Annotated in this window: 11 protein-coding genes; 2 read left to right on the top strand and 9 right to left on the bottom strand. The window is 70.6% G+C overall.

Annotation, left to right across the window (positions count from 1 at the left end):
- Nucleotides 1–3: 3 nt before the first annotated feature.
- The 9 genes from AB0M08_RS19465 to AB0M08_RS19425 form a co-directional block, all read right to left on the bottom strand.
- Nucleotides 4–987 (bottom strand): TIM barrel protein, encoded by a 984-nt coding sequence (locus AB0M08_RS19465; protein WP_364494795.1) that lies wholly within the window; start codon nt 985–987, stop codon nt 4–6.
- The gene (locus AB0M08_RS19460; RefSeq protein ID WP_364494793.1) at nt 984–1,952 is read right to left on the bottom strand and encodes an oligopeptide/dipeptide ABC transporter ATP-binding protein; all 969 of its coding nucleotides are present in this window, start codon (nt 1,950–1,952) and stop codon (nt 984–986) included. The genes AB0M08_RS19465 and AB0M08_RS19460 overlap by 4 nt, the downstream gene beginning before the upstream one ends.
- Nucleotides 1,949–3,934 carry a dipeptide/oligopeptide/nickel ABC transporter permease/ATP-binding protein gene (locus tag AB0M08_RS19455; protein WP_364494790.1) on the bottom strand — a complete coding sequence of 662 codons (1,986 nt, stop codon included), beginning with the start codon at nt 3,932–3,934 and terminating at the stop codon, nt 1,949–1,951. The genes AB0M08_RS19460 and AB0M08_RS19455 overlap by 4 nt, the downstream gene beginning before the upstream one ends.
- A complete protein-coding gene (locus AB0M08_RS19450) occupies nt 3,931–4,872 on the bottom strand; it encodes an ABC transporter permease (RefSeq protein WP_364494787.1) in 942 nt (313 codons plus the stop codon). The genes AB0M08_RS19455 and AB0M08_RS19450 overlap by 4 nt, the downstream gene beginning before the upstream one ends.
- Nucleotides 4,873–4,992: 120 nt before the next feature.
- Nucleotides 4,993–6,528, bottom strand: coding sequence for an ABC transporter substrate-binding protein (locus tag AB0M08_RS19445; protein ID WP_364494785.1), 1,536 nt, complete (start codon nt 6,526–6,528; stop codon nt 4,993–4,995).
- Between the two features lie 131 nt (nt 6,529–6,659).
- The gene (locus AB0M08_RS19440; protein WP_364494782.1) at nt 6,660–7,682 is read right to left on the bottom strand and encodes a TIM barrel protein; all 1,023 of its coding nucleotides are present in this window, start codon (nt 7,680–7,682) and stop codon (nt 6,660–6,662) included.
- Nucleotides 7,679–8,065 (bottom strand): DUF6379 domain-containing protein, encoded by a 387-nt coding sequence (locus AB0M08_RS19435; RefSeq protein WP_364494780.1) that lies wholly within the window; start codon nt 8,063–8,065, stop codon nt 7,679–7,681. Before AB0M08_RS19435 ends, AB0M08_RS19440 begins: the two co-directional genes overlap by 4 nt.
- 16 nt (nt 8,066–8,081) lie before the next feature.
- The gene (locus tag AB0M08_RS19430) at nt 8,082–8,993 is read right to left on the bottom strand and encodes a sugar phosphate isomerase/epimerase (protein WP_364494778.1); all 912 of its coding nucleotides are present in this window, start codon (nt 8,991–8,993) and stop codon (nt 8,082–8,084) included.
- A gap of 1 nt (nt 8,994) precedes the next feature.
- Nucleotides 8,995–10,095, bottom strand: coding sequence for a Gfo/Idh/MocA family oxidoreductase (locus AB0M08_RS19425; RefSeq protein WP_364494776.1), 1,101 nt, complete (start codon nt 10,093–10,095; stop codon nt 8,995–8,997).
- Nucleotides 10,096–10,340: 245 nt separating this feature from the next.
- On the opposite strand from AB0M08_RS19425, the gene AB0M08_RS19420 reads away from it, so the two are divergent.
- Nucleotides 10,341–11,627 (top strand): ROK family protein, encoded by a 1,287-nt coding sequence (locus AB0M08_RS19420; protein ID WP_364494773.1) that lies wholly within the window; start codon nt 10,341–10,343, stop codon nt 11,625–11,627.
- Nucleotides 11,628–12,380: 753 nt separating this feature from the next.
- Nucleotides 12,381–13,994, top strand: a complete 1,614-nt coding sequence (locus AB0M08_RS19415) for a hypothetical protein (protein ID WP_364494770.1) — start codon at nt 12,381–12,383, stop codon at nt 13,992–13,994.
- Nucleotides 13,995–14,343: the final 349 nt, after the last annotated feature.

The following is a 14,343-nucleotide window of genomic DNA, read 5'->3' as shown; positions in this document are numbered from 1 at the left end:
TCCTCAGCCGAGCAGACGGGTGAACATGGCGTGCTGACGCCGGACCTGGTCGACGCTCTCCACCTCGAACGCGTCCTGGATGTGCCGGTTCCCCTCGTACTCGCTGGAGAGGTAGCCGTCCCAGTCGCCGCGCTTCAGGATCGCGATGATCTCCGGGTACGGGATGCTGTACTCCTCGTCGAGGCCGTCGACCGTGGTCATCTCGTAGAACTTGGCCTGGATGTGGTGCACGGCCGGCAGGTGGTCGAGCAGCAGCTTCGGGTCCGAGCAGATGAAGTGGGTGCTGGTCCGGGCCAGGTTCACGTCGGCCGGGTTGCCGCCGAGCCTCTCGACGTCCTCGACGATCGTGGCGGTGTCCCGGTTGTCGTAGCGCTCGACGATCTGGTCGACGATCGCCGGGGTGGCGCCGTCGCGCAGCGCCCGCTGCCAGATCACCCGGGGGAAGCGGCGCACGTAGATGCCCATGTCCGGCATCACGCCGACGTGCTCGACACCGACCCGGTCGGCGACCTCCAGGTGCCGCTGGATGTGCTCGTCGTCCCAGTCCCACGGCGAGTGGATCTCCAGGGCGAGCGTGATGCCGTGGTCGATCGCGTACGGCGCGGCCGCCTCGACCACCTCCGGCGGGGTGGTGACCAGCACCCGGATCACGAAGCAGCCCAGCTTCGCGGCGTGCCGGATGTCCACCTTGAGCGACTCGACCGACTCCTCCAGGCTCAGCGGCCGGTCCCGGTGCAGCTTGGTGTCCAGGAACATGTCGTGCGCGGTGGGGACGGTGCCGTACTGCTTCATCCAGCCGTGCCACTGCTCGTAGAAGCCGTCCGGCAGGTTCGGGTAGCCCGGCATCATCTGCTCGGCGATCGTCTCGATGCCCCGGATGTCGAGCCGGGACATCTCCGCGATGCACTGCTCCAGGGTGAGCTTGCGCAGGAAGAACTCCTCCTGCAACGAGTAGAGGCTGACGCCTCGCTTGATCTTCGTGGTCATGCGATACCTCCGTTAGGGGCGAAGAGGTGACAGGCGACGAGCCGGTTGCCGACCGCGACGTCGGCGGGCCGGGTGGACCAGCAGACGTCGGTGGCCGACGGGCAGCGCGGCGCGAAGGGGCAGCCCTCGACGGGCGCGGGTTCGGCGGTGGCGGTGCTGACGGTGCCGGCCGCGACCCGGGCCGCGCGACGGCGCCGCTGCTCCGCCGGGTCCGGCACCGGGACCGCCGCCATCAGGGCTTTCGTGTACGGGTGGGCCGGGCTGTCGTGGATCTCCGCGGCCGGCCCCTGCTCCATGATCCGGCCGCGGTACAGGACCACGACCCGGTGCGACAGGTGCGCGACGATCGGCAGGTCGTGTGCGATGAACAGCAGCGAGAGCTCCCTCTCCCGCTGCAGGTCGCCGAGCAGGTTGAGCACCTGGGCCCGGGTGACCAGGTCGAGCGCGCTGACCGCCTCGTCGCAGATGATCAGCCGGGGCTCGGTGGAGAGCGACCGGGCCAGCGCGATCCGCTGCCGCTGCCCGCCGGAGAAGCTGTGCGGGTAGCGCAGCGCCGCGTCCTTCGGCAGTCCCACGCTCCCGAGCAGCCGGTTCACCTCGGCGAGCGCCGCCGTCGGGTCGAGCTTGCGCTGCACTTCGAGGGGCTCGGTCAGCGTGCGGCCGACCTGCCGGGACGGGTTGAGCGAGCTGTACGGGTCCTGGAAGACGACCTGCCGGAGCCGGGCGAGCCCGCGCTTCTTCGCCGAGTCGCGGGTGGTCACGTCGGTCCCGTCCACGGTGACCGTGCCCGAGGTGGGCGCCTGCAGGCCGAGCGCGACCCGCCCGATCGTGGACTTGCCGGACCCGGACTCGCCGACCAGGCCGACGGTCTCGCCGGGCCCGACGGTGAACGAGACGCCGTCGACCGCGCGGACCCCGCCGCGGAACCGGACGTGCAGGTCGTCGACCGCGAGGAGCTGTGTCATTCCACCTTCTCCAGTTCGTGCGTGCGGCGGCAGCGGCTGGCGTGCTCGTGCTCGCCGCGCCCGGCGGCCGGGTTCGGTCCGGCCGCCGGCCCGTCCGGGGTGCTCGTCACCAGCTCCAGCAGGATCGGGCCGGTGGTGCAGCCGTCCTGCGCGTGCGGGCAGCGGTTGGCGAACCGGCAGTGCGCGGGCCACTCGGCCGGGACCGGGACGGTGCCGGCGATGGTGCGCAGCCGCTCGCCGGGCACCCGCAGGTCGGGCGTGGCGGCCAGCAGCCCCCGGGTGTACGGGTGTGCCGGATCGGCGAGCACCTGGTCGACCGTGCCGGACTCGATGACCTGGCCGGCGTACATCACCGCGACGTCGGTGCAGAGGTCGGCGACCACGCCCAGGTCGTGCGTGACGATGATGATCGTGGTGCCGAACTCGTCCTGGACCGCGCGGAGCAGATCCAGGATCTCCGCCTGGATGGTCACGTCCAGCGCGGTGGTGGGCTCGTCGGCGATGAGCAGTTTCGGTCGCCCGGTCAGCGCGAGGGCGATGCAGACCCGCTGCGCCATGCCGCCGGAGAGTTGGTGCGGGTACGAGCCGTAGACGGTCTCGGCGGCCGCGATGCCGACCTGCCGGAGCAGGGTGAGGGCCTCGGTGCGCGCGTCCGAGCGGGACAGCCTCCGGTGCAGCCGCAGCGCCTCGACCAGGGTCGCGCCGACCGTGAAGCACGGGTCGAGGGCGACCATGGGCTCCTGGGAGACCAGTCCGATCTCCCGGCCGCGCAGTCGTTCGCGCTGCACCGGGGTGAGCGCCCGGACGTCGGTGCCGTCGAAGCGCATGCTCCGCGAGCCGACCCGGACCGGCGGGGGGACGAGTCCGGCGAGGGCGAGAGCGGTCATCGTCTTGCCGCAGCCGGACTCGCCGACCAGGCCCAGCACGCCGCCGCGCCGCAGGGTCAGGCTCACCCCGTCGACCAGCGTGAGGTCGCCGACCGAGACGGTGAGTCCGTCCACCGCGAGCAGCACGTCGGCGGCGGCGGATCGCTCTCCGGTCGCCTCGGCCCGGTCCGCCTTTTGAGCGCGGGGTTCGGCCCGATTGCGCGTACGGGAAGAAGGTCGTGGAAGGAGGAGGGAGGAGCGTTCAGCCTGGGGGAGGGCGTCGCGCAGGGCGGAGCCGAGGTGGTTGAGCGCCAGGACGGTGAAGATCAGCACGCCGCCGATCGGGACCATCAGCCAGGGTGACGTGCCCAGTCGCTGGGTCGCCTCCAGGACCATCTGGCCCCAGTTCGGGGTCTCCGGGGAGAAGCCGAGGCCGAGGAAGCTCAGCGAGGTGAGGATCACGAACGCGACGCTGAACAGGAAGAACGTCTGCACCAGCAGGGGACCGGTGACGTTCGGCAGGATGTGCCGGCGCAGGATCCGGGTCCGCGGCAGGTCGGCGACCCGGGCGGCGTCCACGTAGAGCAGGTCGCGGGCCGACTGGGTGGACGCCCGGATCAGCCGGGTCAGGCCGCCGGACATCATCACGCCGAGCACGCCCATGATCGCCGGGATGTCGTTCTCGGTGATGAACGCGACGGTCAGCAGCACCACGAAGGCGGGCACCGCGAACATCACGTTGGTGACGAAGTTCCCGAGCCGGTCGGCGATCCCGCCGACGTAGCCGATGAAGAGCCCGGCCGGTACGCCGATCACGACGGCCACCACGACCGCTTCCAGGGCGCCGGCCAGCACGCCCCCGCCACCGTGCAGCAGCCGGGAGAGCAGGTCGCGGCCGAGGTCGTCGGTGCCGAGCCAGTGCGCTCCGGAGGGGAGCGCCAGGGTGGCGTTGAGGTCCTGATCGAGCGGGTCGTAGGGGGCGAGGAAGCCGGCGCCGGCGGTGCCGGCGGTGATCAGGAACAGCCAGCCGAGCGAGATCAGCACGCTGGGGCGGCGGAGTACACGCAGCAGGGCGGCGCGCAGCGGCGAGCCCAGCCCTTCGGGGGTCGCGCTCATGACAGCCGGATCCGTGGGTCGAGCCAGGCGGCCACCAGGTCGCTGACGAAGTTGACGCCGATCACCAGCACGGCGAAGAGCAGCACGACGCCCTGGACCACCGGCAGGTCGTGCGACTGCACCGAGGTGAGCAGCAGGTTGCCCATGCCGGGCGTGTTGAAGATGGCCTCGATCACCACCACGCCGGAGAGCGTGAAGATGAACGCCAGGCCGGTCACGGTGACCACCGGGATGGCCGCGTTGCGCAGCACGTGCCGGTAGATGATCCGCCGCCGGGGCAGCCCGGTGGCCTGCAGCGTCCGGACGAAGTCGCGGCTGAGCACGTCCAGCACGCTGGCCCGGGTCTGCATCACGACCTGGCAGAAGTTGTTGATGCCGATCGCGGTCGCCGGCAGGATCAGCCCGACGAACCAGAGCCAGGGCGACTCGTTGATCGGCGTGTACCCGGTGGCCGGGAAGATCGCCAGCTTGAGGGCGAAGAGGAGCACCAGCAGGGCGGCGAGCCAGAAGCTCGGGATCGCCAGGCCGATGCCGGCCAGGGCCTGCACCGCGGTGTCCCAGCGTCCGCCGCGGACCGCGATCCAGCCGCCGATGACCAGGCCGAGCACGAGCGCGATCAGGGTGGAGAGCACCGCGAGGGAGATCGTCGGCGCGAACGCGATCTGCACCGCCTGGCCGACGGTGAGGCCGGTGACGTACGAGGTGCCGAGGTCGCCGTGCAGCGCGCCGCCGAGCCAGGAGAGGTACTGGGTCAGCGCGGGCCGGTCCAGGCCGAGGTCGGTGTGGAGTGCGGCGATCTGCTCGGCGGTGGCGTTGCGGCCGAGGATGTAGTTGGCGGGGTCGCCCGGGACCAGCCGGACGAGCAGGAACGACAGGGTGGCGACGACGAAGAGCGTCGGCACGGCTACGAGCAGCTGGTTCAAGAGGCGGCGCGCCATCTTCCTCCTTTGCGGGGTGGCTAGGAGCCGTTGTTCCTTTTTAGGGCGGCGGGTGGGGCGGTCGGATGGGGATGCCGGGCGGCGGCGGGTGTCTGGCCTACCGCCGCCCGGCACCGGCTCTTAGGAGGCGGGCTGGATGTTGTAGAGGAACGGCACGGCCGAGCCCTTGGTGGCCGCCATGGTGACCTTCTTGTCGTTGTAGGCGGTGGCGCTCTTGACCACGGCCGGGACCAGGAACCAGGCCTGCTCGGCGATGGTCGTGGCGAGCTGCTCGTAGAGCGTCTTCTGCTGCGCCGCGTCGGTGGTCGCCGCGATCTGGTCGAGCAGCTTGTCGAAGTCCGCGTTGGTGTTCTTGCGGGCGTTGAAGAAGCCGTTCGCGGTGATCATGCCCTGCAGGTTGTGGTACTGGGCGGTGCTCAGCGTGTAGTTGCCGGTCACGATCGGCCAGTCACCGGTGGCGAGCTGGGTGAGGAAGTCGTTGCCGTGGTCGCTGATGTCCAGGTTCACGCCGACCTCGCGCAGCTGGCCGGCGACCGCCTGGGCGAGCTGGCCGGAGAGGCCCGGGTAGTTCAGCACCTTGATGGTCAGGCCGCTGGCGTAGCCCGCGTCGGCGAGCAACTGCTTGGCCTTCGCCGGGTCGTAGCTGTAGTACGAGTTCAGCGCGCTGGTGAACCCGGTGATCCCGTCGACGAACGGCGACGACGAGTAGTTCGCCACCGCGGTGTCCCCGAAGACCGCCTTGACCAGGGTGTCCCGGTCCAGCGCGTAGTTGAGCGCCTGCCGCACCCGGACGTCGCCGAGCGCCTTGTTGACGTCGCCGGTCACGTCGTCGAAGAAGAAGCCGCGGAACTCCTGCGGGTTCGACAGCAGCAGCGTCTGCCCGGACGTGTCGGTCTTCGCGTCCACCGACTGGATCACGTCGACCTGGCCGCTCTTCGCCGCGTTCGCCGCCGCCGTGGTGTCCGAGAAGAACTTCATCACGAGCTTGTCGTACTTGTAGGTGTCCTTCGCCCAGTAGCTCGCGTTCCGGGTGAACGTCCAGGTCTGGCCCTGCACGGTCCCCTCGGTCGCGAGGGTGTACGGGCCGCTGCCGGACGGCGTCGTCTTCAGCGTGGTCGCGTCGCCGAGCGCCGTCGGGCTGACCATGAACCCGGCGCAGGTGCCCAGGTCGGTGAGGATGTCCGGGTTCGGGGTGGCGAGCGTCAGGGTGACCTGGGTGGCGCTGTCCACCGCGGTGGTCACCCCCTTGACGTACGCGTTGCACTCGCCGGGCTGCTCGACCGACTGGGCGTAGTCCAGGTTCGCCTTCACGACACTGCCGTCGAAGGCCGTACCGTCGCTGAACTTGACGTCGTCGCGCAGCTGAAGCGTCAGGTGCGTGCTGTCGGCCTGCGTCCACGAGGTGGCGAGCCACGGCTGGACCGTGCCGTCGGAGGCGACGTGGGTGAGCGAGTCGTAGACCGCGCCCATGCTCCAGACCGAGCCGTTCAGGCCGTTCGGCGAGCCCCACGGGTCGAAGTTGAGGATCTGGCCCTGCAGGGCCATGGTCAGGGTCTTGCTGGTGGCGGCGCCCGTGCCGGCCGTGTTGGTGCCACCGCACGCGGCGGTGACGGTCAGCGACGCGGCGAGGGCCGCGGCACCGGCGAGTCGGGTCACACTGGCTCGCGAGCGAGCCGATCGTCCTCTATACATTGAGGGAACCTCCTGGCGATACACCGGGTGGGAGAGAAATGCGGTGATATGGCCTCTGCTGCCGTTGCGAGCGACAGCAGAGGCGAAAGAGTTCGTCAGGGACGGCTCAGGTCGGCCAGCAGCCGCTTCTCGAGCCGGTGATGTGCGGCGATCATCTCCACCGGGTCGGACTCGGTGTTCCAGTGCCAGCCCTCCCACTCGCTGGAGATGAAGCCGTGGTAGCCGGACTCGACGAAGACCCGCAGGATGTCCCGGATCGGAACGGCGGGCTCGTCACCTTCGGCGTCGATGTCGTAGAACTTGCCGTGCATGTGCACGGTCCACGGGGCGACGATCGCCCAGTCCGCCGGATCCGCGTGACCGAACAGGCCCACGGCGGAGACGGCGAGCATGTTGCCGGCCTCGCCGGCGCCCATCTCGTCGGCGAGCCGCATGAACATCCCGAACTGCTCGCCCATCAGCCGGTCGTCGAGCACCGGACCGTCGGCGTGCAGCCGGTTCCAGAGCTCCTCGACCCGGCTGAGCACCTCCTCGGCGACACCCCGCTTGCGGTACGTCGAGAGCAGGCTCGGCGGGACCCGGCGCATCGAGGTGCCCCAGTCCGGGATGAAGCCGAGCAGCGGGGAGCCGAGCTTCTCGTACCGCTCCAGCAGCGCCTGCATCACCGGGTGACGCGGGGAGTGGTGGCAGTGGATCTCGATGCCGAGTGCGACGTTCTCCCGCTCGGCGATCGGCAGCAGCCGCTCCATGTCGTCGGGGGTGACCGAGTACTGCACGCGTACCGTCGGGAAGCCCAGCCGCCGGGCGGCGACGATCTGCGCCTCCATGTACTCGACCAGCTCGTCCGGGGTGAGCATCCGGTCGCGGCGCAGCGCGGCGTCCGAGTTGGCGCCCATGCAGGAGGGCGTCAGCCCGGTCTCGTCGACCAGCCGGCGGAAGCGGCGGACCTGACCCTCGGTGATGTTCGGCCAGTTGCGGAAGCTCTGGAAGCCGACCACCTCCAGGCCCGGCCCGAGTCCGTTCTCGGCCACCCGGCGGACCAGGTCCTCGAAGCTCGCCGTGCGGCCGTGGAAGTCGCGGGTGAAGCTGTAGACGGTGGTTCCCAGCCGCGGGCTCACGCCGCCACCTCCAGGGTCTTGGTGCAGCGCTCGACGATGCTCAGAGGTGCGCCCTCGACGGGCAGGTAGGGGATGAGCAGCGCGACGCTGACGCTCAGGGTGTGCTCGTCCTCGACCGATGCGGCCGGGATGCGCAGGCGGGCACTATCGGTCACGTACCACCAGACGTCGTGCCGTGCGGGCAGCTCGGAGAGGAGGTAGGGCACGTCGTTGACGGTCAGCTCCAGGTCGTCCGCCGCGATCGGCGTGCCGTTCAGGGTGACGTCGACGGCGCTGACGCTGGAGAGCGGCAGGGCGCGGTACCAGGGCAGCCGGATCTCGACGGAGACGGCGCCGGGCTCGGCCCGCAGCGTGCCGTCGGCGATGACGCGTTCGGGAAACATGGGTCCTCCGGGAGGCTCAGGCGACGATCAGCGGGCGGAGCGTGCGGTGGGCGACCTGGAGACCGGTCTTGATCTTCTCCTCGGTGCCGCCCCAGACCGGGTCCTCGTGCTCGACGCTCAGCACGCCGTCGAAGCCGCCCTCGTAGAGCGTGTCGACCACGGCGGACCAGTCGACCTGGCCGAGGCCCGGCACCCGGTAGCGCCACCAGCCGACGTCCCACGGGTCCTCGCGGACCACGGCCCTGCCCGGCCAGCCGTACCGGTTGCGCTTCTCCGGGAAGAGCTGGATGTCCTTCGCCTGGGCGTGGGCGACCCTGCCGACGTACGGCGTGAGCGCCTCGATCGGGTCGATGCCCATCCAGACCAGGTGGGAGGGGTCGTAGTTGAGGTAGAGGCCCAGGTCGAACATCCACTCCCAGAGCTCGGGGGAGTAGGCGAGGTTGCCGGGGTACCCGTCCGGGTGCCAGCCCTCCATCACGCAGTTCTCGATGACGATCTTGACGCCCTTCTCGCCGGCCCGGTCGACCAGCGGGGCGAAGACCTTCTCGGCCTCGGCCAGGTTCTCGGCGACGCTCCTACCGGGGTCGCGGCCGACGAACGTGCCGACGGTGGGGACCTTCAACGCGGCCGCCGCGTCGATCAGCTTCAGCACGTGCTCGTTGACTGCGGCGCGTTCGGTGGGGTCCGGGTGCAGGTTGTTGTCGTAGAACGCCAGCGAGCTCAGGGCCAGCCCGTGCCGCTGGAAGAGCTCCCCGATCTCGTCCGGGTTCAGCGTGCCGGGGTCGATGTGGGTCGCGGTGAACGGCCGGTCGCCGAGGGCCGGCCAGGCCGCCACCTCGAGCGCCTCGTAGCCGTTCTCCGCCGCCCACTGCGCAATCTCGGTCAGCGAACGGTCCGGCAGGCACGCGGTCAGGAATCCGAGCTTCATGTCAGAGCACCTCCACCCAGGAGCCGGTCTTCGCCGCGTCGAGGACGGCGGCGGTGAGCGCGGCGGCTCGCCTGCCGTCCGCAAACGTCGGCAGGCCGTCCGGCGGGTCGCCGGCGACGGCGGCATACACATCATTCACAAAAGCCGTAAAACAGTCCTGGTATCCCTGCGGGTGGCCGGTCGGCAGGACGTCGTACCTGCTCGCCCTCGTCGCGCCGCGGAAGACCGTCGCGTTCTGATCCCTTCCCCCGACCCAGAGCGTGTCCGGGAGTTCCTGGTCGAAGGAGAGCGAGGCTTCCGAACCGTCCAGGGAGAACCACAGGCGGTTCTTCCTCCCGTGGGTGATCTGGCTGATCACCACCGAGCCGAGCGCGCCCCGGTCCGTCTCGAAGAGCACCGTCGCCACGTCCTCGGTCCCCACTCGCTCCCGGATGCCGGTTCGGGTGCCGCTGTCGGCCGGGGCGGGGCGCCGGTCGTGGGTGGTGAGCACCCGGGCGCAGAGGCGGGCGATCCGGTGGCCCGAGGCGAACTCCACCAGGTCGCACCAGTGCACGCCGATGTCGCCGAAGGCCCGGGACGCGCCGCCGAGTGCCGCGTCGACCCGCCAGTTGGTGTCGTCCGGCGCGGCCAGCCAGTCCTGCAGGTAGGAACCGTGCAGCAGGCGGAGCTCGCCGGCGTCGCCGCGCTGCACCCGGGTGCGGGCGTCGCGAACGGTCGGGTAGAAGCGGTAGACGAACGGAACGGCGGCGATCACACCGGCGGCCGCGGCGGCGTCGGTGAGCCGGGCGGCGTCGGCGGCGTCGATCGCGAGCGGCTTCTCGCAGATCACGTGCTTACCGGCCTCGATCGCGGCCAGCGCCAGGGGGACGTGCAGGTGGTTCGGCGTGCAGATGTGCACGATGTCGACGTCCTCGGCGGCGATCAGCTCCTCGGCCGACGCCGCCGCCCGCCCGGCGTGCAGGCGGTCGACCGCGGCGCGGGCCGAGCCGGGGCTGGCCGCCGCGACGACCGTGACCTCACCCCCGGCGGCGCGGACGGCCCGGGAGTGCACCTCCCCCATGAAGCCGGCCCCGATGACGCCGGAGCGCTGACGACGTGTCATGCGGGCTCCTCACAGTGATGGCGAAAACGGACCTCGCCGGACATCAGCCCAGGTAAAGGCCAGATTTCACAAGATGACGCTGGTGTTTCGCGTCGGTGAGGCGACGTTATGCATGTCACAAACGAAAGTCAACAGGCTATGCTCATAACTCTTCCGCCCATCGAGCCACTACGTTCTTCACGAGACGTCGGCGAGACTGTTCCGGCAGCCGAGATGCTCTTCAGGGAGATGAGAGGAGATGCCCCGTGAGTCAGCCTGGAGCGCGCCCGGTGGTGCCGGACGATCAGTTGGACGGCCTGGTCGCCGTGCTCGACCTGGTCCGCGCGGGCACGTCCACGCGCCCCGAACTGCAGCGGATCTCCGGTCTCGGCCGCACCGTGGTGGCCCAGCGCGTCACCCAGCTGATCGCCACCGGCCTCGTCGCCGAGGAGGCCACCCGCTCCACCGGCGGCCGCCCCGCCCGTGAGCTGCGCTTCCGCTCCGAGGCCGGCCACGTGCTGGTCGCCGAACTCGGCGCCACCAGCATCGCCGTCGGCGTCTCCGACCTGGCCGGCCGGATCGAGCACACCCACGAGGAGCCGGCCGACATCGCCGCCGGCCCCGAGCGCGTGCTCAGCCGCATCGAGGAGCTCTTCGACAAGCTGGTCGGCGCCCGCACCCCCCAGGACCCGGCGATCTGGGGCGTCGGCATCGGCCTCCCCGGCCCGGTCGAGTACGCCGTGGGCCGCCCCATCGCCCCGCCGATCATGCCAGGCTGGGACGCGTACCCGGTCCGGGACCGTTTCGCCGCCCGCTACGGCGCCCCCGCCTGGATCGACAACGAGGTCAACCTGATGGCCCTCGGCGAGATCCGCGCCGGCCACGCCCGCGGCCAGCAGGACGTCGTCTTCGTCAAGATCGGCACCGGTATCGGCGCGGGCCTGGTCTCACACGGCCGCCTCCACCGCGGCGCCCAGGGCGTCGCCGGCGACGTCGGCCACGTGGCCATCACCGAGGACCGCTCCGTCGTCTGCCGCTGCGGCAACATCGGCTGCCTGGAGGCGGTGGCCGGCGGCGCCGCCCTGGCCCGCCAGGCCACCGCCGCCGCTCAGGACGGCCGCAGCCCGTTCCTGGCCACCCGCCTGCGCGACAAGAACCCCCTGGAGGCCTCCGACCTGGCCGACGCCATGGCCCACGGCGACCCCTTCGCCGTCGAACTCCTCAGCTCCGCCGGCCGCCACGTCGGCAGCATGCTCGCCAGCCTGGTCAACTTCTACAACCCGTCTCTGATCATCATCGGCGGCGGCGTCTCCGGCGCCGGCGACCAGCTCCTGGCCGCCCTCCGCGAGACGGTCTACCGCCGCTCCCTCCCGCTGGCCACCCGCGACCTCCGCATCACCCGCTCCATGCTCGCCGACCAGGCCGGCCTCCACGGCGCCGCCTTCATGGTCATCGACGAACTCCTCTCCCTGGACCGCCTGCCCCACTGGATCGACTACGGCTCCCCAGCCGGCCACCCCGAGCTGGCCGCCCCAAGCCTCGCCACCCGCTAACCACCCACGACCCGCCACTCGCCACTCGCCACTCGTCACCCGCGTCGCCCGTCGCCCGGCGTCTGTTGCCCGCCGCTACCCGCTACCCGCTACCCGCCACGCGCCACGCGCCACCCGCGTCGCCCGGCGTCTGTTGCCCACCGTCGCCCGTTACCCGTCTCCTGCTGCCCGCCGTCGCTCGGCGCTTGTTGCCCGCGGGGCTGCGGGGGTCGCTGGCCACCGTCCGGCGTCGCACCGGTCCGGGTCACCCGCCCTGCGGCGATACCGCTCGGCCACCCCGGGGCGGTACGCGTACCCGGACGGTGCGAGCGGGGCGGTACGCGTACCCGGACGCGGTGCGAGCGGGGCGGCACGCGCGCACGAACGACGCGAGCGGGGCGCCGGGCGCACACGATCAACCGCGGGCAGGGGCGGCAGGCGCTCACGATCCGCGACCGTGTACTCGCACGGCCCCCATCGGGGCGCCAGAACGACTCAACCAGCGATCGCGGACTCCCGCCTCCCCGAAAAGCCATGATCGTGAACTCGGGCCGCCCACAGCGCCGCCGCGCACCGACCGAAATCGCGAATCGGTGCACGTCTCGCAGGTCACTCGCGAAGAAACCCGCCCTCGACCCGGCCGGACTGCCCGCCTCGACTCGACCGGACTGCCCGGCCGCGACGGCCCGCCCCGATCGTCCATCGTCGATTGGATGATCAGCCGTCCCCCGCGCCGCATCGATAGATAAGAATGCTTCGCGGGGGGAGATAAAAATGATCAAAGAAGCTCTGGCCGCCACCGTTCTGGTGCTCGCCACGACGGCCGTACCGGCGTCCGCCGCACCGGCCGACGAGTACACCTACCAACTGCTCGGCAAGGCCGCCGCCGACGAGTGCTTCGCCGGCATCGGCGTCCCCTACCCGTCCCGGCCGCCCTGCACCGAGGGCCAGCCCAAGGTCAACCAGTCCTACGTATGGGGCCTGACCCGCGTCGGCGACCAGGTCTGGTTCGGTACCGGCGCCAACGTGCACTGCCTGACCAGCGGCGGCTCGCTCGGCGAGGACACCCCGGTGGTCAACGACGACTACGTCTGTGAGTACGGCGAATCCCAGATCGCCGATAAGTACCCCACCGTCCCCGACGAACTCGGCGACGTCCGCCCGCCACAGTTCTGGCTCTATGACGCGGCGACCGGTGCGCTCACCAACGAGTCCGGCGCCCTGACCGGCGACGACCTGACCCGCTTGCGTAACACGCTCGGACTCCGCTCGGCCGGCAACCTCAACGGCGTCGTGCTCTTCGCGGGCCCCTCGCTCAGCAACACCCTCAACGTCTTCGCATTCGATGCCTCCACTCGTCAGTTCCTCGGTTCACAGACGCTCGCCCTCTACAGCAATGCGCGCACCTTCCTGGTCGCCGAGGAGTCCCTCTACCTCGGTGTCGGCACCGGCCTGGGCGGCGGCCGCGGCGGCGCCGTACTCCGCTGGATCGGCACCCGCGCCGCCCCCTTCCTCTTCGACAAGGTCGCCGACCTGCCCACACAGGCCGCCGACCTGGCCTATCTCGACGGTCACCTCTACGCGACCACGTGGAGCTCGACGGACGCCACCACCACCGCCCAACTGGGCGGCGTCTGGAAGAGCCCCGTACTCCCGATCCGCGCCTGGCAGACCCACCAGTGGACGCAGGTCTTCGACGCGAGCCGCTACGAGACCGACCCGCTGATCCGCACCACCTACGGCTTCGGCGGCGTCGCGGCCTACGGCGGCTACCTCTATTGGGGCAGCATGCACGTCCCGCTCCAGGCCACCCTCGTCCACCAGGCCACATACCCGCAGCCCACCGACGACCTGGTCAAACTGCAGGCCCGCAACACGCAGCGCGGCCTGAGCATCTGGCGCGGCAAAGACCTCGGAACCCCCAATCAAAAGATCGAGCTCCTGTACGGCGAAAGCGCCCTACCCGCCTACGACCCCACCACCTCCACCTGGTCGGCACCCGCTACTGGTTGGACTCCGCTCTACGGCCGCTCCGGTTTCAACAACGTCCTCAACAACTACACGTGGCGGATGACCGTGGCCGGCGACCGCCTCTTCGTCGGCACCATGGACTGGAGCTACCTGGTCCACGACCTGCTCCCCCAGGCCCCGCCCACCGACCCGGCCCTCTGGGGCAGCGACCTCTGGGTCTTCACCTCCACCACCGCCCCGGCCCAGCCCATCAACACGATCGGTCAGGGCAACTACCTCAACTACGGCATCCGCAACATGGCCCCCGACGGTGACGACCTCTACCTCGGCATGGCCAATCCGATGAACCTCCGCGCCGACCCCACTGACGACATCCCCGAGGGCGGCTGGGAGCTGATCAAACTCAACCGTTCCTGACCGCTCCGGTGTATCGCGGCCGGCCCGGGTGACGACAGCCCGGACCGGCCGCGAGTCTGGCGTCCGCTCAGGGCCCGGTCAGCACCGATCCCAGAGCATGCGATCGCTGGTACCGGCGCCGTCACCGGCACAGACCATGTCGGCGACGGCGACGGCCGTATCAGCCGCTCGTTTCTCCGTCCGAATCCATCCCCTCCACATGCGTGCACTCACGCGACGATCAAAAGGGAGGGAGCTTCCCGCCCTCGGCTTCCATGACGTCCAGCATCCGCGCCACGGCGCCCCGGGCGAATCAGTCCGTGGGCTACACCTCGGCATACCACGGTAGTGGGCCCACGGAACGATGCGC

Source organism: Actinoplanes sp. NPDC051851 (assembly GCF_040681165.1).
Classification (GTDB): domain Bacteria; phylum Actinomycetota; class Actinomycetes; order Mycobacteriales; family Micromonosporaceae; genus Actinoplanes.
This window is presented reverse-complemented; position numbering and strand designations above follow the sequence as displayed.

Coding starts and splice junctions, on each gene's coding strand:
- AB0M08_RS19455 (WP_364494790.1), bottom strand. CDS start 3,934: ATGAGCGCGACCCCCGAAGGGCTGGGCTCGCCGCTGCGCGCCGCCCTG.
- AB0M08_RS19450 (WP_364494787.1), bottom strand. CDS start 4,872: ATGGCGCGCCGCCTCTTGAACCAGCTGCTCGTAGCCGTGCCGACGCTC.
- AB0M08_RS19425 (WP_364494776.1), bottom strand. CDS start 10,095: ATGACACGTCGTCAGCGCTCCGGCGTCATCGGGGCCGGCTTCATGGGG.
- AB0M08_RS19430 (WP_364494778.1), bottom strand. CDS start 8,993: ATGAAGCTCGGATTCCTGACCGCGTGCCTGCCGGACCGTTCGCTGACC.
- AB0M08_RS19415 (WP_364494770.1), top strand. CDS start 12,381: ATGATCAAAGAAGCTCTGGCCGCCACCGTTCTGGTGCTCGCCACGACG.
- AB0M08_RS19460 (WP_364494793.1), bottom strand. CDS start 1,952: ATGACACAGCTCCTCGCGGTCGACGACCTGCACGTCCGGTTCCGCGGC.
- AB0M08_RS19465 (WP_364494795.1), bottom strand. CDS start 987: ATGACCACGAAGATCAAGCGAGGCGTCAGCCTCTACTCGTTGCAGGAG.
- AB0M08_RS19435 (WP_364494780.1), bottom strand. CDS start 8,065: ATGTTTCCCGAACGCGTCATCGCCGACGGCACGCTGCGGGCCGAGCCC.